Source organism: Mycolicibacterium obuense, from assembly GCF_055397605.1.
The window spans coordinates 2,146,376-2,162,004 of the sequence record NZ_AP043663.1 but is presented as its reverse complement, the minus strand read 5'-3'; the positions used below and the strand labels follow the sequence as shown (position 1 = coordinate 2,162,004).

The following is a 15,629-nucleotide window of genomic DNA, read 5'->3' as shown; positions in this document are numbered from 1 at the left end:
GCACCCGCTTTAACGCCCATGGGCAGCCCACCATTCCTCGGCGAGCTCGCCGTGGGCGACCAGCACCGAGGGTCCGCGCAGATAACTGGTGGCGTCGGTGACAGACACGGTGACGGTGCCGCCCGGGATGTGCACGGTCACCTCGCCGGTGTCCTCGCCCTGCTGGGCCAGCGCGGCGACAGCGGCCGCGACCGTCCCGGTGCCGCAGGAGCGGGTCTCGCCCACGCCGCGCTCGTGCACCCGCATCGTGACCGCACGGTCGGCGTCCAGCACGGTGAGCACCTCGACGTTGACCCCGTCGGGAAACGTCTCGGGGTCGAAAGTCACCGGTGCCGCCACGTCGAGTCCGGCCAGCGTCTCGGTCGTCAGCTCGGCATCGACGCAGGCCAGGTGCGGATTGCCGACGTCGACGGCGAGCCCGGCGAACGGCCGTCCGCCCACGGTGGCCGTGGACGAGCCGAGCACATTGGCTTTGCCCATCTCGACGGTCACCTCGGCGCGCACCGGGTCGGCGGAGTGCAGCACCACCGGGCGGGGGCCCGCGAGTGAGCCGACCACGAATTCGTCGCGGGTCTCGAGCCCGCTGGCCCGCAGGTAGTGCGCGAACACCCGCACCCCGTTACCGCACATCTGGGCGATCGACCCGTCGGCGTTGCGGTAGTCCATGTACCAGTCGCCGGGCGTGAGCCCCTCCGGCAGCCGGTCGAAGACCCCCGCGTCGAGCGCTGCGCCCGCGGTGGTCACCCGCAGCACCCCGTCGGCGCCGAGACCCTGTCTGCGGTCGCACAGCGCGGCGACAGCGGCCGGCGACAGCGTCAGGGCGGCCTGCAGGTCGGGCAGCACGACGAAGTCGTTCTGCGTGCCATGCCCTTTGGCGAACTTCACCTGGTCAGGATACGTCCCGCCAGATGCGCACGGCGCTGGCTGCGAGATCGGCAGCCGCGCCGTCCAGCCAGGTGATGCGGTGATCTCGGCGGAACCACGAGCGCTGCCTGCGCACATAGCGACGGGTTCCGACGAAGGTGGGTTCGCGAGCGGCCGAACCATCGCCGCCGGCGTCGAGATCGGCCAGCACCTGTGCGTATCCGAGCGCCCGGGCCGCGGTCACGCCGTCGCGCAGCCCACGCTCCCGGAGCTCGCGCACTTCGTCGATCAGGCCCGCGGCGAACATGGCGTCGGTGCGCTGCGCCAGCCGTTGATCGAGAACCTCGGTGGCCCAATCCAATCCGACGATCGCGGTGTTCCAGCGGGGTGTGCCGATGGTGGGCGCCGAGGCCGCGAAGGGCTGACCCGTCAGCTCGACGACCTCCAGCGCGCGCACGATCCGCCGCCCGTCGGTGGGCAGGATCGACGCCGCTGCGGCCGGATCGACCCGTGCGAGCTCACGGTGCAGCCCGGCTACTCCGACCTCTGCCAGCCGGGCCTCCCACCGGGCCCGCACGGCCGGATCGGTGGCGGGGAACGACCACTCGTCCAGCAGGGACTGAACGTAGAGCATCGAGCCACCGACGATCACGGGGACCGCACCGCGGCCCAGGATCGCCTCCACGTCCGCGGACGCGGCCTGTTGATAGCGGGCCACGGTCGCGGTCGCGGTGACGTCGAGGACGTCGAGCTGGTGGTGCGGGATGCCCTGTCGCTCGTCGGGGGGCAGTTTGGCGGTGCCGATGTCCATCCCGCGGTAGAGCTGCATCGCGTCGGCGTTGACCACCTCGATCGGGTGGCCGATCAGGTCGGCGACGGCCAGCGCGAGCGCCGACTTGCCGGTGCCGGTCGGGCCGATGACGGCCAGCGGCCGGGTCACGGTGTCCAGACGCCCACGGTGTAGCCGACGCCGTAGGGGGCTCCGCGGTAGAGCTGCTCGGCGGCGCGGGGTCCGGGTTCGGCCAGTCCGGCCAGCACCTGGAACGCGACGCGGCCCACGATCCCGTCGGGCAGCGCGGCCAGCGCTGCACGATCGCCGCCGGCGAGTGCGTCGTCGAGGGCGGCCTGCACCGGGACGGAGTCCGGATCGTGGCCGCCGGGGGCTGCCGCGGTCAGGGTGTTCGCGCCGTCGGCGACGACGAGCACCCCGACGGGGTCGGGTCCGGCGTCGAGCTCGCGGCGCAGGGCCCGGCCTGCGGCCACGGCCGCCTCCGGCGCGGTGCGCTCGGTCCAGGTGCGCACTTCGACGACAGCGGAGTTCGGGACGAGACCTCGCAACCAGCCGGCGATCAGCGCGCACAACGGTAAAGCTCGGGGCCCGCCGACCGCCGCATCGGACAGTCGGACTGCGACGTCGACCCCGTAGCCGGCGAATGTGCCGACGGCGTCGGGCCCGATCGCGGCGTCGGCGTCGGCGACCCCGACGGCGACCCAGCGCGACGGCAGCCTGCCCGCGGCCGTCACCGCCGCGACACGCAGATCGGCGACCTCCGCGGCCGCCGCACCGGCCAGTTCGGGCACCATGACCGGCGGCGACGGAACGATCGCGATGGCGGTCAGCACGCCCACCAACCTAACCGGCGCACCTCAGGCGGGTTCTCGTGTGGCCGCTTCGCCCCGAGCGAGGGCCGCGGTCGCGACGACCATCACGACCACCGCGACCACCAGCACGAAGACCCCCGCCTCCCCGGGCCGCAGCGTCTCGCCGAGCACCACGACGCCCAGCACGCTGGCCACCACCGGTTCGGCGACCGTCATCGTCGGCAACGACGCCGTCAGCGCCCCCGAGCGGAACGAGGCCTGCTGCATGGCGGTACCGGCGATCGCGACCGCCGCCCACACATACAGTTCTGGCGTCTTCAGCAGCGTCTCCACCCCGGCCCAGCTGCCCACATCCAAGCGGGTCACCACCGCTTTGGTCAGCACCGCGAACAACCCCCACAGCGCGCCGGAGACCACCGCCAGCAGGACGGCGCTGACCGTCGGAGGGGCCACCTGCGCGGCAAGCAGGCACAGCGCCAGCGCCGGCCCCAGTAGGGCCGCCACCCACACCCAGGTGTGCAGCGACGCGCGGGACGCACCCTCGGTCGGATCGCCCACCGTGACGATCACGGCGACTGCCGCGGCCAGCAGGGCGGCCCACAGCCACTGCCAGTTGGTCACCCGCCGGCCCGACAGCCGCGCACTGATGGGAAGCGCGAAGAGCAGGGAGGTCACCAACAGCGCCTGCACCAGGAGCACCGACCCCAGGCCCAGCGCGGCGGCCTGCAGCGCGAAGCCGACCGCGGCCACTCCGCTGCCCAACCACCACCGGCCGTCGCGCAGCAAGCGGGCGAACAGCTCCACGTGGCCGACGGGTTCGTCGGTGACGTCGTGGGCGCTGCGCTGGTGGATGACGTCGCCGATGGCGATGAAGAGGGCTGCCGCCAACGCCAGCACCGCGGCGATCTCCGCCCTGGCCATCGGCCACCTCCCCGTCCACCCGATCCGATTTCGCACCGAGCCTAGAGACCGCGGGCGCCAAGCCGTGGGCGCAGCGCCGGGCGACCTGTTTGAATAGCGTTCACACCATCTTCAGGCGCCGCGCTGCGCGGCAGGTGCGCGGGACCCCGCGCGGAGACACGAGGTAGCTGACATGACGATGACCGGACCGGGCGAATCCGCAGACACCGGCGTACCCGAGACAGGCTCCGCGCCGGCGTCCCCGCCGCGCCCGGGTCCCTCGAGCGTCAGACCCAAACCAGGACCGGCACGTCCCGTTCCGCGTCCGGCGGCGCCCGCGGCGGCACCGGCCGTCGCGACCGTGCCGTCGGTCGACCCCCATCGCTTCGGCCGCGTCGACCCCGACGGCACGGTGTGGCTGATCACCGCTGCCGGGGAACGGCAGATCGCATCGTGGCAGGCCGGCGACACCGAGGCCGCCTACGCGCACTTCGGGCGCCGCTTCGACGACCTGCACACCGAGGTGGTTCTCCTCGAACGCCGGCTGGCGTCGGGTTCCGGCGACGCGCGCAAGATCCGCACCGCGGCGGTGGCCTTGGCCGAGAGCCTGCCCGAGGCGCACGTGCTCGGCGATGTCGATTCGCTGGCCGAGCGGCTGACCGCGATCGTCACGCAGGCCGACAGCGCCTCGCAGGAGGAGAAGGCCAAGCGCGAGGAGTTCCGCGCCCAGCAGACGGCTCGCAAGGAGGCGCTCGCCGTCGAGGCCGAGGAGTTGGCCGCCACGGCGACGCAGTGGAAGGCCGCCGGTGACCGGATGCGCGCCATCCTCGACGAGTGGAAGACGATCAGCGGCGTCGACCGCAAGACCGACGACGCGCTATGGAAGCGGTACTCGGCGGCGCGCGAGACGTTCAACCGACGCCGCGGTTCGCACTTCGCCGAACTGGACCGCGAACGCGCCGGCGCCCGGCAGGCCAAGGAAGCTCTGTGTGTGCGCGCCGAGGAGCTCAGTGACTCCACCGACTGGGGAGCCACCTCGGCGACGTTCCGCGACCTGCTGACCGAGTGGAAGGCCGCCGGCCGGGCGGCCAAGGACGTCGACGACACGTTGTGGCAGCGGTTCAAGGGCGCCCAGGACAAGTTCTTCTCGGCCCGCAATGCCGCCACCGCCGAGCGCGACGCCGAGTTCTCGGCCAACGCCGAAGCCAAGGAGGCGCTGCTCGCCGAGGCCGAGCGGATCGACCCCTCCGACCGCGACGCCGCGCGCGCGGCACTGCGCACGATCGGCGACAAGTGGGACGCCATCGGCAAGGTTCCGCGGGAGCGCGCACCCGAACTCGAGCGGCGCATGCGCGCGGTGGAGAAGAAAATCCGCGACGCCCCGACAGGTGGCGTGGATCCGGAGGCGCAGGCCCGTGCCGATCAGTTCCGCGAACGCGCCGAACAGTTCGAACGCCAAGCGGAGAAGGCGGAAGCGGCCGGTCGCGCCAAGGACGCCGAGCAGGCGCGCGCGAGCGCGCAGCAGTGGCGGGAGTGGGCCGAGGCGGCCGTCGAGGCGCTCGGGAAGAGGCGCTAGCCCCTACGTGGCCGGCTTGTCGTCCTCGCCAGGGGTGTCGCCGTAGGTGTCGAGCAGACCTTTGCTCTCCCGTTCGGCGAGCAGCCGGCGGCGGTGCTCCTCGGTGGCCAGCTGTAGGGCGCTGCGCGCGGCGACCACGCGGGCCCAGTGGTAAGCGAGCAGGATCACCGAGAACCACGCGACCAGCAGGCCGATGCCCGGCCCCGGGTAGGGCGCGGCGGCGGTCTGGCGGGACCACACCGCCAGCAGTCCGAGGAACGATGCCACTGTCGAGCCGGCGAGCGCGATCCACGCCAGCGCCCAGCGCCGGGTGAGCAGCGCGAGGATCGAGAATCCCGCGCCGAACACGAGCGCCAGCCAGGCGAACACCTTGTGCGGCAGCGCGATTCGGCTGGCGTGGGCGACATCGGAGCTGGCCAGCACATCCAGGCCGCGCGCATCGCCGGCGTGCGGCAACGCTAGCGTCGCCAACAGGGCGAACACGAAGATCGCGATGGCCAGCGCTCGGGGTCCCGGGTCGATCTCCCGGGCGATGCGGCGCTCGGCCTCCTCGAGGTCTTCCCGCAGGTGGTCGAAATCGTCGGGACGGCCGGTCATCGGGCGCATCCCGCCGCGACCGGGGCGGACTGGGCGGGCGCACCGATGCCGGGCATGCCGAGGCCTGTCCCGGTGCTGGGCCGCTGCCCGTTCTCGTGTGCGTCGCCGGCGCGGGTGCGCCGGTGCGCGATCAGCGTCGCATCGGCGATCAGGTGGTGCGGCGCCGCGCCGGTGACCGTGGTGACGACGACGTCGCCGGGCCGGATGGCCGCGGCGTCGGGCCCCGGCGCGAAGTGCACGAGTCGGCCGTCGCGCGCACGGCCCGACATGCGGGCGGTGGCGACGTCCTTGCGGCCCTCGCCGGTGGCGACGAGCAGCTCGACGGTTCGGCCGATCTGGGCCGCGTTCTCCTCCATCGAGATCGTCTCCTGCAGCTCGATCAGCCGCTGATAGCGCTGCGACACAACGTCTTTGGCGACCTGATCGGGCAGCTCGGCGGCGGGCGTACCGGGCCGCTTGCTGTACTGGAAGGTGAAGGCGCTGGAGAACCGCGCCGCGGCGACGACGTCGAGGGTGGCCTGGAAGTCCTCCTCCGTCTCACCCGGGAAGCCGACGATGATGTCGGTCGTGATCGCCGCATGCGGGATCGCCGCACGCACCCGGTCGATGATGCCCAGGTACTTCTCGGCGCGGTAGGAGCGTCGCATCGCCTTCAGCACCCGGTCGGAGCCGGACTGCAGCGGCATGTGCAGCGTGGGGCACACATTGGGGGTCTCGGCCATCGCCTCGATGACGTCGTCGGTGAACTCGGCCGGATGTGGCGAGGTGAACCGCACCCGCTCCAATCCGTCGATCTGCCCGCAGGCGCGCAGCAGCTTGGCGAATGCGCCGCGGTCGCGCGGCTGATCCAGGTCGGCGAACGACACGCCGTAGGCGTTGACGTTCTGACCGAGCAGCGTGATCTCCAGCACGCCCTGGTCGACCAGAGACTGCACCTCGGCCAGCACGTCACCGGGCCTGCGGTCGACCTCTTTACCGCGCAACGAGGGCACGATGCAGAACGTGCACGTGTTGTTGCAGCCCACCGAGATCGACACCCACGCGGCGTAAGCGGATTCGCGCCGCGCCGGCAGCGACGACGGGAACTCGCGCAGCGCCTCGGCGATCTCGACCTGGGCGGTGCGGTTGTGCCGGGCCCGGTCGAGGAGCGCCGGCAGCGAGCCGATGTTGTGGGTTCCGAACACGACATCGACGTACGGCGCCTTGCGCAGCACCGTGTCGCGGTCCTTCTGGGCCAGGCAGCCGCCGACGGCGATCTGCATGTCTGGGTCGGCCTGTTTCCGGGGCGCGAGGTGGCTGAGGTTTCCGTACAACTTGTTGTCGGCGTTCTCGCGGACCGCGCAGGTGTTGAAGACCACGATGTCGGGGTCCGCACTGTCTGCGGCGCGCTGGTAGCCGGCCTCTTCGAGCAGGCCGGCGATGCGCTCGGAGTCGTGCACGTTCATCTGGCAGCCATAGGTGCGGACCTGGAAAGTGCGTGCTGAGCGATGGGCTGTCGCCGCATCGCCTCCCCTGGTCACCACCGAAGTCACGGCGACCATCCTACGGCGGCGAGCTGGGCGTCCCGCCCCGCGCCAGATTGCACGAGTTGTGGGGCCATCTGTGCGTTCCCTGGGTAAGGTCACCTCCCATGGAGAGCCCCAGGGAGTCCCCTGACGTGCCGATGATCTCTATGAAGGCGGTCAACAAGCACTTCGGCTCCCTGCACGTCCTTCAGGACATCGACCTCGATGTCGGCAAGGGTGAGGTCATCGTCGTCATCGGCCCGTCGGGCTCGGGCAAATCGACGTTGTGCCGCACCATCAATCGCCTCGAGACCATCGATTCGGGCACGATCACGATCGACGGCCAGACGCTGCCCGCGGAGGGCCGCAAGCTCGCCCAGCTGCGCAGTGACGTCGGCATGGTGTTCCAGTCGTTCAACCTGTTCGCCCACAAGACGATCGTCGAGAACGTCATGCTCGCCCCGGTCAAGGTGCGCAAGAAGGGCAAGGGCGATGCGCGCGCGGCCGCGATGACGCTGCTCGAACGGGTCGGGGTGGCCAACCAGGCCGACAAGTACCCCGCGCAACTGTCGGGCGGTCAGCAGCAGCGCGTGGCGATCGCACGGTCGCTGGCGATGAGCCCGAAGGTGATGCTGTTCGACGAACCGACCAGCGCACTGGACCCGGAGATGATCAACGAGGTGCTGTCGGTGATGACCGACCTGGCCTCCGACGGTATGACGATGCTCGTGGTCACCCACGAGATGGGCTTCGCCCGGCGTGCCGCGCACCGAGTGGTGTTCATGGCCGACGGCGCGATCGTCGAGAACGCCGAACCCGCGCAGTTCTTCGACAACCCGACCTCTGATCGCGCCAAAGACTTCCTCGGCAAGATCCTGCATCACTGATTGCGAAAGGAACCCCTTCACCATGGCTTCAAGGCCGACCTTCTCCTCCCGCGCGGTGGCCGCTCTCGCGCTGGCCGTCGCCCTCCCGTTCGCCGCGACCGCGTGCGGCGGCGGCAACAGCGGAGGCGGTGGCGGGGGTGGCGACACCATCGTGATCGGCACCAAGTTCGACCAGCCCGGCCTGGGCATGAAGAACCCCGACGGCACGATGAGCGGTTTCGACGTCGACGTCGCGACCTACGTCGCCGGTGAACTGGGCTACGCCCCGGACAAGATCGAGTGGAAGGAATCCCCGTCGTCGCAGCGGGAGAACCTGATCCAGAACGGTCAGGTCAGTTTCATCGCGGCGACGTACTCGATCACCGATGCGCGCAAGGAGAAGGTGTCGTTCGCTGGCCCGTACCTGATCACCGGCCAGAGCCTGCTGGTGCGGGCGGACAACAACGACATCACCGGCAAGGCCTCGCTGGAGGGCAAGATCCTCTGCTCGGTCTCCGGGTCGACGCCGGCGCAGAAGATCAAGGACGAATACCCGAAGGTGCAGCTGCAGCAGTTCGACACCTACTCGGCGTGCATCGAGTCGATCAAGAACGGCGCTGTTGACGCGGTCACCACCGACGAGGTGATTCTCGCCGGCTACGCCGCGCAGAGCCCTGGCACGTTCAAGATCGTCGGCCAGCCGTTCTCCGAGGAGCGCTACGGCATCGGGCTGAAGAAGGACGACAACGAGCTGAAGACCAAGATCAACGATGCGCTGAAGAAGATGGAGGACAGCGGAGCCTGGAAGGCCGCGTTCGACAAGAACCTCGGCCCGGCCGGCATCACGGCTCCCGCACCGCCGCCGCTGGACAAGTAGCCACCGGTCCGACTCCCCCGTGAACATCTTCACCGAGTATCGAGCCGAGATCTTCGCGGCGTTCTGGACGACGATTCAGCTGACGGTGTTCTCGGCGGTCGGCGCGCTGGTGCTGGGCACGGTGCTGGCCGCGATGCGGCTGGCGCCGGTGCCGATGCTGAACTGGCTGGGCACCGCCTACGTCAACGTCGTGCGCAACACTCCGCTGACGTTGATCGTGCTGTTCTGCTCGTTCGGGCTGGCGCAGACGTTGGGCATCACGCTGGCCGACCGGACATCGCCGACGTTCATCGCCGACAGCGGGTTCCGTCTGGCAGTACTCGGATTCATCGTCTACACCGCGTCATTCGTGTGCGAGACGGTGCGCTCGGGCGTCAACACGGTTCCCCTCGGGCAGGCCGAGGCAGCGCGGTCGCTGGGCTTGACGTTCGGCCAGAACCTGCGGATCATCCTGCTGCCGCAGGCGTTTCGCGCGGTGATCGCCCCGCTGGGGTCGGTGCTGATCGCGCTGACCAAGAACACCACGATCGCGTCGGCGATCGGCGTGGCCGAGGCGGCGCTGCTGATGAAGGAGATGATCGAGAACACGGCCGCCGTGCTGGTGGTGGGCTCGATCTTCGCGCTGGGCTTCGTGATCCTGACCCTGCCGTTGGGGCTGCTGTTCGGCTGGCTGGGCCGTCGACTGGCGGTGGTCCGGTGACCGGGTCGTCGGTGCTCTTCGACGCGCCGGGGCCGCGGGCGCGGGTGCGCAACCGGCTGATATCGGCCGTCACCGTGGTGGTGGCGGTCGCGATCGCGTGGGTGATCTACACCCGGCTGGACGAGAAGGGTCAGCTGACGGCCGCCAAGTGGGAGCCGTTCCTGACCCCCGATCTGTGGCGCACCTACATCCTGCCGGGCATCGAGGGCACGCTGACCGCCGCCGCTGTGTCGATCGCATTGGCGCTGGTGCTGGGCTTCCTGCTGGGCGTCGGACGTCTCTCCACCCACCGCGGAATCCGCTGGGTGTCATCGGTGATCGTGGAATTCTTCCGCGCGGTGCCCGTGCTGATCATGATGATCTTCGCCTACTTCCTCTACGCCAACTACGACGTCTTCGCGTCGAAGTACCTGGCGCTGGCAGGCGTGATCACGGGGCTGACGCTGTACAACGGCGCCGTGATCGCCGAAATCGTGCGCGCCGGCGTGCACGCGCTGCCGCGGGGTCAGGCCGAGGCCGCCTCGGCGCTCGGGTTGACGTCGGGCCAGACGATGCGGTCGATCCTGCTGCCTCAGGCTGTCACGTCGATGTTGCCGGTGCTGGTGTCCCAGGTCGTCGTCGTCCTCAAAGACACCGCGCTGGGATACCAGATCACATTCGTCGAGCTGGTGCGTCAAGGCACCAATGTCGGCTCGTCCTACGGCAACTACATTCCGGCGCTGATCGTGATCGCACTGTTGATGATCTGCCTGAATTTCACGTTGTCGTGGCTGGCCACCCGGCTGGAGGCGCGCCTGCGACGCTCCCGCAAGGGTCCGGCGCCGATGGACGCCGAACCGCTGGAACTGCAGGGCGACCGCAGTCGCGGCGTATGACCCACACGCTGGCGGCCTGGGAGATCCTGCCCGAATCGGCCCTGCGCACCCTGGTCGACACCATGGTGCGGCTGATCGAGGCGTGCGGCGCGATCGTCATCATGATCGGCGCGCTGGTCGCGATCGTGAAATTCGTTGCCGCACTGGGCCGACGCGACATCAACCAGTTCTCGTCGGTGCGGCTGACGTTGGCGCGTTTCCTGGTGCTGGGGCTGGAGTTCCAGCTCGCCGCCGATGTGTTGCGGACCGCGATCTCCCCGTCGTTCGCCGAGATCGGCAAGCTAGCGGCGATCGCGGCGATCAGGACGCTGCTGAACTACTTCCTCAACCGAGAGATCGCCCAGGAACAGCGGGAGATCGAGGCGCAGAAGCAGGCGCGTCCGGCGCCCCCGCCATGACGATCGTCGTCGCCGCGTCGTGGTGTCTGGCCATCGCAGCCATCGCGATCGGCGTGGCCGCTCTGCTCGTCTTCCGCCAACCACTGCCCGCGTTGCGCGCGATGCTCGACCTGTTCACCGCGGCAGGGCTACTCCGGTTGAGCGTCGACATGTCGTGGACGGCGGTTCTCGGTGTGGTCGCGGTGATCGCGGTGCGGCGCGTCGTCACGCGGAGTCTGACCGCCGACCTCGACCTGTCAGGCCCGGCTGTCAGCTCGCACTGAACTCCGGACTGACGCTGCGAGGTTCACGCCCGGCGCGGCGGCGAGCCGCCAACGACGACCACACGCTGCCGATGACCAGCCAGAGCACTGCCTGGATCAGCACGGTGTACAGCCGGAAGTCGGCGAGTGTCTCGGCGGGGAAGCCGTCCGGTATCTCGTGGAAGCTCGGCAGCAGGATGGCTGCCACGCCCATCACCGCGGCGTAGCCGAGCACCGCGATGCCGGTGAGCCGCCGCAGCGGTACGCGCCGCGCAGAGGCCACCGCTGCGGCCAGGGCGACACAGCCGACGACCACCGACAGGATCGTCATCGTCAGCGACGCCGAAGTCCGTTCCGCGACAGTGTCGGCCAGTCCGACCCCGGGCGGGTTCGCCGGATACTTCAGCGCAGGCACGAACGCGACCGTCACGAACATCCCCCCGGCCAGCAGGAGCGCCAGCGCGGTGGGGTCCGGCGTGACGCCACGTGCGGCGAGGGCGTTGGCCACCACGGTGTGGGCGACCGCGTAGAGAACTCCCATGACGACGCCGAAGCCGATCACGCCGACGGCCGCGCCGACGTTCTCCTGGACCGACCGGGTGAACAGTTCCGCAGCGTGGTCGTGTCCGCCGCCGGCGGTGTGCTCGAGCGCCGCCTCAGCGTCCACCGCGGCATCGATCAGCGGCGCGATCGCCACCCGACTGACGAGGAACGTCACCACACCGGCGACCGCACCCGGCAGCAGGTAGCGCAGAACCGCGTACGACGACGCCGTCAGTGGCACGGGAACCCCAGGAGATGGCGCGCGTCATGCAGGAATTCGTGGATGTGGGTGTCGGACCCGAAAACCGACACCGCACCCTGGTCGTATCCCAGGAAGTAGTAGCCGATCAACGCCAGCAGCGTGATGGCGCTCAGCCTGGCGGCGGTGCCGAGCCGGCCGGCATCGATGTCGAGCCGGGGTACGGACAGCGCCTGGTTCGCATGGTTCATCGCCGATCTCTTCCTGTCTCAGTGGTCGTGGTCATGGTCGATGGCGTGGTCGCCGTCGTCGGTGTGCACGGGGGCGGTCAGGAGTTCGTGGCGGTCGACGAGCTTCTCCAGGGTGGCCACCCAGTGGTCGTAGTACTCCCACTGTCCGCGTTGGGATTCCGGCGTGCCCTCCCACTCCCCGATTGTCGCGATCAGGGTCTCCTGGAACTCACTCCACGGGTAATGCCGGAACTCCGACAGTGCGAGCGCCAGACCGAACGCACGGCGCTGCCATTCGTGGTCGAACTGCGGGGCCGCCTGATCGGTGGTGCAGGTGTCGTGCAGCTTCATCGGACCGAGCCCGCCAGTGCGACGCCGATCATGGACTCGGTGGTGACGAGGTCCATCAGCATCTCATCGGTGAAATCATCAGTGCCCAATGGCCTTTCGGGAATCACGAACCACCGCGAATGTCCGCTGGAGTCCCAGACCTTGATCTCGGTCTCGACCGGCAGATCGACGCCCACTTCGGCCAGCACCGCACGGGGCTCGCGGGCAGCGCGGGCCCTGAACGTCGGGTCTTTGTACCAGTACGGCGGCAGACCAAGCACCGGCCACGGGAAGCACGAGCACAGGGTGCAGATCACCAGGTTGTGGACGCCGGCCGTGTTGGCCACCGCCTGAAGATGTTCTCCCTCCGCCCCCGCCATGCCGTCGGGCAGGTCGAGCTCGGCGATCGCAGCGGGGGTGTCGGTGACGACTTTCTCGGCAAACACCGGGTCGGTCCAGGCTTTCACCACGATCTTCTTGCCGTTGAGCGGCGTCATCTCGGTCTCGAAATAGGCGAGCACCTTGTCGACCGTCTGCGGGGTGATGACGCCCTTCTCGATCAGCAGCGCTTCGAGTGCCGCAGCCTTCTTGGCGCTGGTCTCTTCCCGGTCGGGCGGGTAGGCGAATTGGTCGGTCATGACTCCTCCATCGGTTCCAGATAGGCCTCGAACAACTCGGCGTACAACGACAGCGGGCCCGATTCGGCTCGGGCGCCCCAGATCTCGGCGGGGTCGAAGGCGACGATGTAGATGGGCATCGGATCGCCGATGCCGTCGCCGGTCTCGCAGAAGTAGGCGTAGTCGCCTTCGAAGATCCGTTCCACGGTTCCGATCCGGCCGCGTAGATATCCTGGAAGACGGCTGTGCGCATCGGTACGCGGGTTGGCGATCCGCACCGTGTCGCCCACGGCGAATGTCGGGTGCGCGGTGTCACGCCGCGGTGTGTCACCGGATCGCAGGTAGGCGATCACCTGTTCGTCGATCTCCGGGATATCGTTGGCCGGTGTGGCCGACGAGGCCTCGGCCATGCGTGCCGCGAGCTCCTCTTCGGTCACGTATCCCTTGTCGACGAAGAACGCGGTGATGCCACCGAGCCATTTCTCGTAGTAGCGGAACTTGAAGTAGTCGAAGGGATTCATCCCCTCGGCCCCGGTCCGCAGGTCAGCCCAGGTCCATTCGTCGGCGAAGGTGGTGGGCACCGAATCGATCGGATACCCCGGCGCAGCGGAGCCCAGGTGGTTCGACAGTCCCATCATCGCGACGTGGATGCCGAAGATGCGCTTCTCCCACTCCTCGACGAACACCCGCTTCTCCAGTGCCAGTGGCGACGGCAGACCCTCCAGTCCACCGAGATAGTGCTGCAGTTTCATCAGGCCGGGTTTCCTTCCGTGGCAGGGGTTCCATCAGGTGCGGTGGCCGACTTCGCGGTCATCGCGGTCGCCAGGTATTCCGACAGAAGTCCGAACGACGCCCCGAGCACGCAGGCGACCGCCGCGACGAGGCCGGGATGAGAGATCGTGGTGACGGTGACGTCGTTCCCGGTGCCCGCGACGGTCGACACCGTGGAGGCGAATCCGACGACGACGGCCGGCGTGGTGGACAGCAGCCCCACCCACGACGCCTGCACCATCAGCGCGCTACCCACGCCGACGGCCACCGCGACCGCAAGCAGGCTGCCGCCGAGCAGGTACGCGGCGAACAAGCTGGCCGAGGCGATGACGACGCCGGTGAGATTCGACGCGACCGAGCGCACCCATGCGGTGGGGCCTCCGCCGACGAAGAAGAAGGAGGCCCACGCCAGGAACACCACCCAGATGGGCACCGTGATGATCTCGGCGGTCAGCGCAACCGCGACTCCGCCGAGGACACCGATACTCAGTGTCAAGGCTGTTCGTGAATCCATGAGCTCACCTCCGCCACAGGCTGACCGCGCGCCGGGTGGCGTGCGTACCGTCAAAAAGAGCCTCACGACAACAGGTTTCGCGTGCGTAAATCGCGTGTGTCACCAGCCGTCCGGAGCGGACACGATCCCTGCAGTTCCGGACGTCGACACCACCGCCGACACCGCACATCGGCCGCGTCGGTGGGGGCGTCGCCGCAGGCCGCGACGATCGGCAACGCCGCTGTAACAGCCCCGCGTTAGCGTGATGCGCCCACGCTGTCGGGAGCGAACGTGATGAGCTGTGCGACCACAATCAGCACACAGGGGGCGACGAAGGGGCACACACCGGTGGCCGAGGACAGCAGGGCAGCACGGTCGGCGCGAGTGACCCAGGCCCGCACCACGCACGCCCGACGGTCGAAGGCGCCCAAGACGATCGTATTCGCCCTCTACGACAAGGTGACATTGCAGGACGTCGCGGCACCGTTGGAGATCTTCGCGCGTGCCAACGATTTCGGGGCCGACTACGAGGTCATCCTCGCCTCCCCGACAGGCGCTGCGGTGGAGACCACATCGTTTGTCGCGCTCAAGGTGCACCGAGCGCTGAGCGAGGTACCCGCGCGGTTCGACACGCTGATCGTGCCGGGCGGGGTGCCGCCGAACTTCACCTTCACGCCGGGTGAACACGACATCCCTGAGGAACGGACGCCTGACGACGTACCGGCCGCGCTGGACATGGTGGACGCCCTGGCGTCGCGGGCGCGTCGCGTCGCGTCTGTGTGCACCGGGGCTTTCGCGCTGGCCGCGCTGGGGTTGCTCGACGGGCGGCGCGCGACCACTCACTGGGCGCACTGCCGGCACCTAGCGAGGGTCTACCCGGACATCGAGGTGGTTCCCGATTCACTGTTCGTCCAGGACGGGCGATTCATCACCGGGGCCGGCATCAGCGCCGGTATCGATCTCGCGCTGGCCTTGGTGGAAAGCGACTACGGCCCGGACGTGGCGCGGCGGGTGGCGCGATGGATGGTGGTCTTCCTGCAGCGTCCTGGCGGTCAAGCCCAGTTCAGTGTGTGGACCGAGTCCGCGCCTTCCGTGTCCAGCGGGCTGCGCGCCATCCTCGACGCGATCATCACCGATCCGGCCGCCGACCATTCGATCGCGGCGCTGGCCGATCGCGCCGCGGTCAGCGAGCGACATCTGGTGCGGATGTTCCGGATTCACGTCGGTATGACGCCGGCGCGATTCGTCGAACAGGCCCGGCTGGAGGCAGCGAAAGTACTCTTGGCGACCGGCGATCACGGCCAGGAGGCGGTGGCGCGCCGCGCGGGATTCGGGTCCGCCGACACCATGCGGCGGACCTTTCGTCGCGCCCTCGGAGTCACACCGAGCATGTACCGCAGCCGATTTCGCACCACCGGTATCCAGCAGCCGCTGTAGCACGGCA

Annotated in this window: 20 protein-coding genes; 8 read left to right on the top strand and 12 right to left on the bottom strand. The window is 69.2% G+C overall.

All coding sequences use genetic code 11. The annotated features are described in order from the left end of the window. Nucleotides 1–9: 9 nt before the first annotated feature. The 4 genes from dapF to ACZ50N_RS10345 are packed head-to-tail and all read right to left on the bottom strand — an operon-like array spanning nt 10 to nt 3,387. On the bottom strand, nt 10–885 hold the full coding sequence (gene dapF, locus ACZ50N_RS10360; protein WP_048423576.1) for a diaminopimelate epimerase: 876 nt from the start codon (nt 883–885) through the stop codon (nt 10–12). A gap of 4 nt (nt 886–889) precedes the next feature. Further along, complete coding sequence (miaA, locus tag ACZ50N_RS10355) at nt 890–1,804, bottom strand: tRNA (adenosine(37)-N6)-dimethylallyltransferase MiaA (protein WP_046365026.1); 915 nt, start codon at nt 1,802–1,804, stop codon at nt 890–892. Beyond that, on the bottom strand, nt 1,801–2,487 hold the full coding sequence (locus ACZ50N_RS10350; RefSeq protein ID WP_464475294.1) for a class III extradiol ring-cleavage dioxygenase family protein: 687 nt from the start codon (nt 2,485–2,487) through the stop codon (nt 1,801–1,803). Before ACZ50N_RS10350 ends, miaA begins: the two co-directional genes overlap by 4 nt. A gap of 24 nt (nt 2,488–2,511) precedes the next feature. Further along, nucleotides 2,512–3,387 (bottom strand): DMT family transporter, encoded by an 876-nt coding sequence (locus ACZ50N_RS10345; RefSeq protein ID WP_464475293.1) that lies wholly within the window; start codon nt 3,385–3,387, stop codon nt 2,512–2,514. 172 nt (nt 3,388–3,559) lie between these two features. Here ACZ50N_RS10345 and ACZ50N_RS10340 point away from each other — a divergent pair, with 172 nt between their 5' ends. Then, nucleotides 3,560–4,942, top strand: a complete 1,383-nt coding sequence (locus ACZ50N_RS10340; RefSeq protein WP_048423578.1) for a DUF349 domain-containing protein — start codon at nt 3,560–3,562, stop codon at nt 4,940–4,942. A gap of 3 nt (nt 4,943–4,945) precedes the next feature. On the opposite strand, the gene ACZ50N_RS10335 is transcribed toward ACZ50N_RS10340, so the two are convergent. Together ACZ50N_RS10335 and miaB are read right to left on the bottom strand one after the other, a co-directional pair. Further along, a complete protein-coding gene (locus ACZ50N_RS10335; protein ID WP_133414851.1) occupies nt 4,946–5,548 on the bottom strand; it encodes an Rv2732c family membrane protein in 603 nt (200 codons plus the stop codon). Continuing rightward, complete coding sequence (gene miaB, locus ACZ50N_RS10330; RefSeq protein ID WP_133414850.1) at nt 5,536–7,080, bottom strand: tRNA (N6-isopentenyl adenosine(37)-C2)-methylthiotransferase MiaB; 1,545 nt, start codon at nt 7,078–7,080, stop codon at nt 5,536–5,538. The genes ACZ50N_RS10335 and miaB overlap by 13 nt, the downstream gene beginning before the upstream one ends. A 122-nt stretch (nt 7,081–7,202) precedes the next feature. Between miaB and ACZ50N_RS10325 the strand changes: the two genes are divergently transcribed. From ACZ50N_RS10325 to ACZ50N_RS10300, 6 genes are read left to right on the top strand one after another with little or no spacing between them, the layout of a single operon-like run. Then, a complete protein-coding gene (locus tag ACZ50N_RS10325) occupies nt 7,203–7,931 on the top strand; it encodes an amino acid ABC transporter ATP-binding protein (RefSeq protein ID WP_082133428.1) in 729 nt (242 codons plus the stop codon). Between the two features lie 22 nt (nt 7,932–7,953). Further along, nucleotides 7,954–8,787 carry a glutamate ABC transporter substrate-binding protein gene (locus tag ACZ50N_RS10320; protein ID WP_046365152.1) on the top strand — a complete coding sequence of 278 codons (834 nt, stop codon included), beginning with the start codon at nt 7,954–7,956 and terminating at the stop codon, nt 8,785–8,787. 19 nt (nt 8,788–8,806) lie between these two features. Then, entirely contained in the window at nt 8,807–9,487 is a 681-nt protein-coding gene (locus tag ACZ50N_RS10315; RefSeq protein WP_046365153.1) for an amino acid ABC transporter permease, read from the top strand. Further along, on the top strand, nt 9,484–10,362 hold the full coding sequence (locus ACZ50N_RS10310) for an amino acid ABC transporter permease (protein ID WP_046365154.1): 879 nt from the start codon (nt 9,484–9,486) through the stop codon (nt 10,360–10,362). Before ACZ50N_RS10315 ends, ACZ50N_RS10310 begins: the two co-directional genes overlap by 4 nt. Further along, nucleotides 10,359–10,760 carry a DUF1622 domain-containing protein gene (locus ACZ50N_RS10305; protein WP_048423583.1) on the top strand — a complete coding sequence of 134 codons (402 nt, stop codon included), beginning with the start codon at nt 10,359–10,361 and terminating at the stop codon, nt 10,758–10,760. The genes ACZ50N_RS10310 and ACZ50N_RS10305 overlap by 4 nt, the downstream gene beginning before the upstream one ends. Further along, complete coding sequence (locus ACZ50N_RS10300; RefSeq protein WP_046365156.1) at nt 10,757–11,023, top strand: hypothetical protein; 267 nt, start codon at nt 10,757–10,759, stop codon at nt 11,021–11,023. The genes ACZ50N_RS10305 and ACZ50N_RS10300 overlap by 4 nt, the downstream gene beginning before the upstream one ends. Here ACZ50N_RS10300 and ACZ50N_RS10295 read toward each other — a convergent pair. The 6 genes from ACZ50N_RS10295 to ACZ50N_RS10270 are packed head-to-tail and all read right to left on the bottom strand — an operon-like array spanning nt 11,010 to nt 14,206. Next, nucleotides 11,010–11,786, bottom strand: coding sequence for a CbtA family protein (locus ACZ50N_RS10295; protein ID WP_464475292.1), 777 nt, complete (start codon nt 11,784–11,786; stop codon nt 11,010–11,012). The two genes, ACZ50N_RS10300 and ACZ50N_RS10295, sit on opposite strands and share 14 nt — an antisense overlap. Further along, on the bottom strand, nt 11,777–11,995 hold the full coding sequence (locus ACZ50N_RS10290; RefSeq protein WP_048423585.1) for a CbtB domain-containing protein: 219 nt from the start codon (nt 11,993–11,995) through the stop codon (nt 11,777–11,779). The genes ACZ50N_RS10295 and ACZ50N_RS10290 overlap by 10 nt, the downstream gene beginning before the upstream one ends. 18 nt (nt 11,996–12,013) lie before the next feature. Beyond that, nucleotides 12,014–12,325 carry a nitrile hydratase accessory protein gene (locus ACZ50N_RS10285; RefSeq protein WP_464475291.1) on the bottom strand — a complete coding sequence of 104 codons (312 nt, stop codon included), beginning with the start codon at nt 12,323–12,325 and terminating at the stop codon, nt 12,014–12,016. Next, a complete protein-coding gene (gene nthA, locus ACZ50N_RS10280; RefSeq protein ID WP_464475290.1) occupies nt 12,322–12,942 on the bottom strand; it encodes a nitrile hydratase subunit alpha in 621 nt (206 codons plus the stop codon). The genes ACZ50N_RS10285 and nthA overlap by 4 nt, the downstream gene beginning before the upstream one ends. Continuing rightward, on the bottom strand, nt 12,939–13,673 hold the full coding sequence (nthB, locus tag ACZ50N_RS10275) for a nitrile hydratase subunit beta (RefSeq protein WP_464475289.1): 735 nt from the start codon (nt 13,671–13,673) through the stop codon (nt 12,939–12,941). Before nthB ends, nthA begins: the two co-directional genes overlap by 4 nt. Beyond that, nucleotides 13,673–14,206, bottom strand: a complete 534-nt coding sequence (locus ACZ50N_RS10270) for a DUF1097 domain-containing protein (protein ID WP_046365162.1) — start codon at nt 14,204–14,206, stop codon at nt 13,673–13,675. The genes nthB and ACZ50N_RS10270 overlap by 1 nt, the downstream gene beginning before the upstream one ends. 363 nt (nt 14,207–14,569) lie before the next feature. On the opposite strand from ACZ50N_RS10270, the gene ACZ50N_RS10265 reads away from it, so the two are divergent. After that, a complete protein-coding gene (locus ACZ50N_RS10265; protein WP_464475288.1) occupies nt 14,570–15,622 on the top strand; it encodes a GlxA family transcriptional regulator in 1,053 nt (350 codons plus the stop codon). The last annotated feature ends 7 nt before the right edge of the window (nt 15,623–15,629 follow it).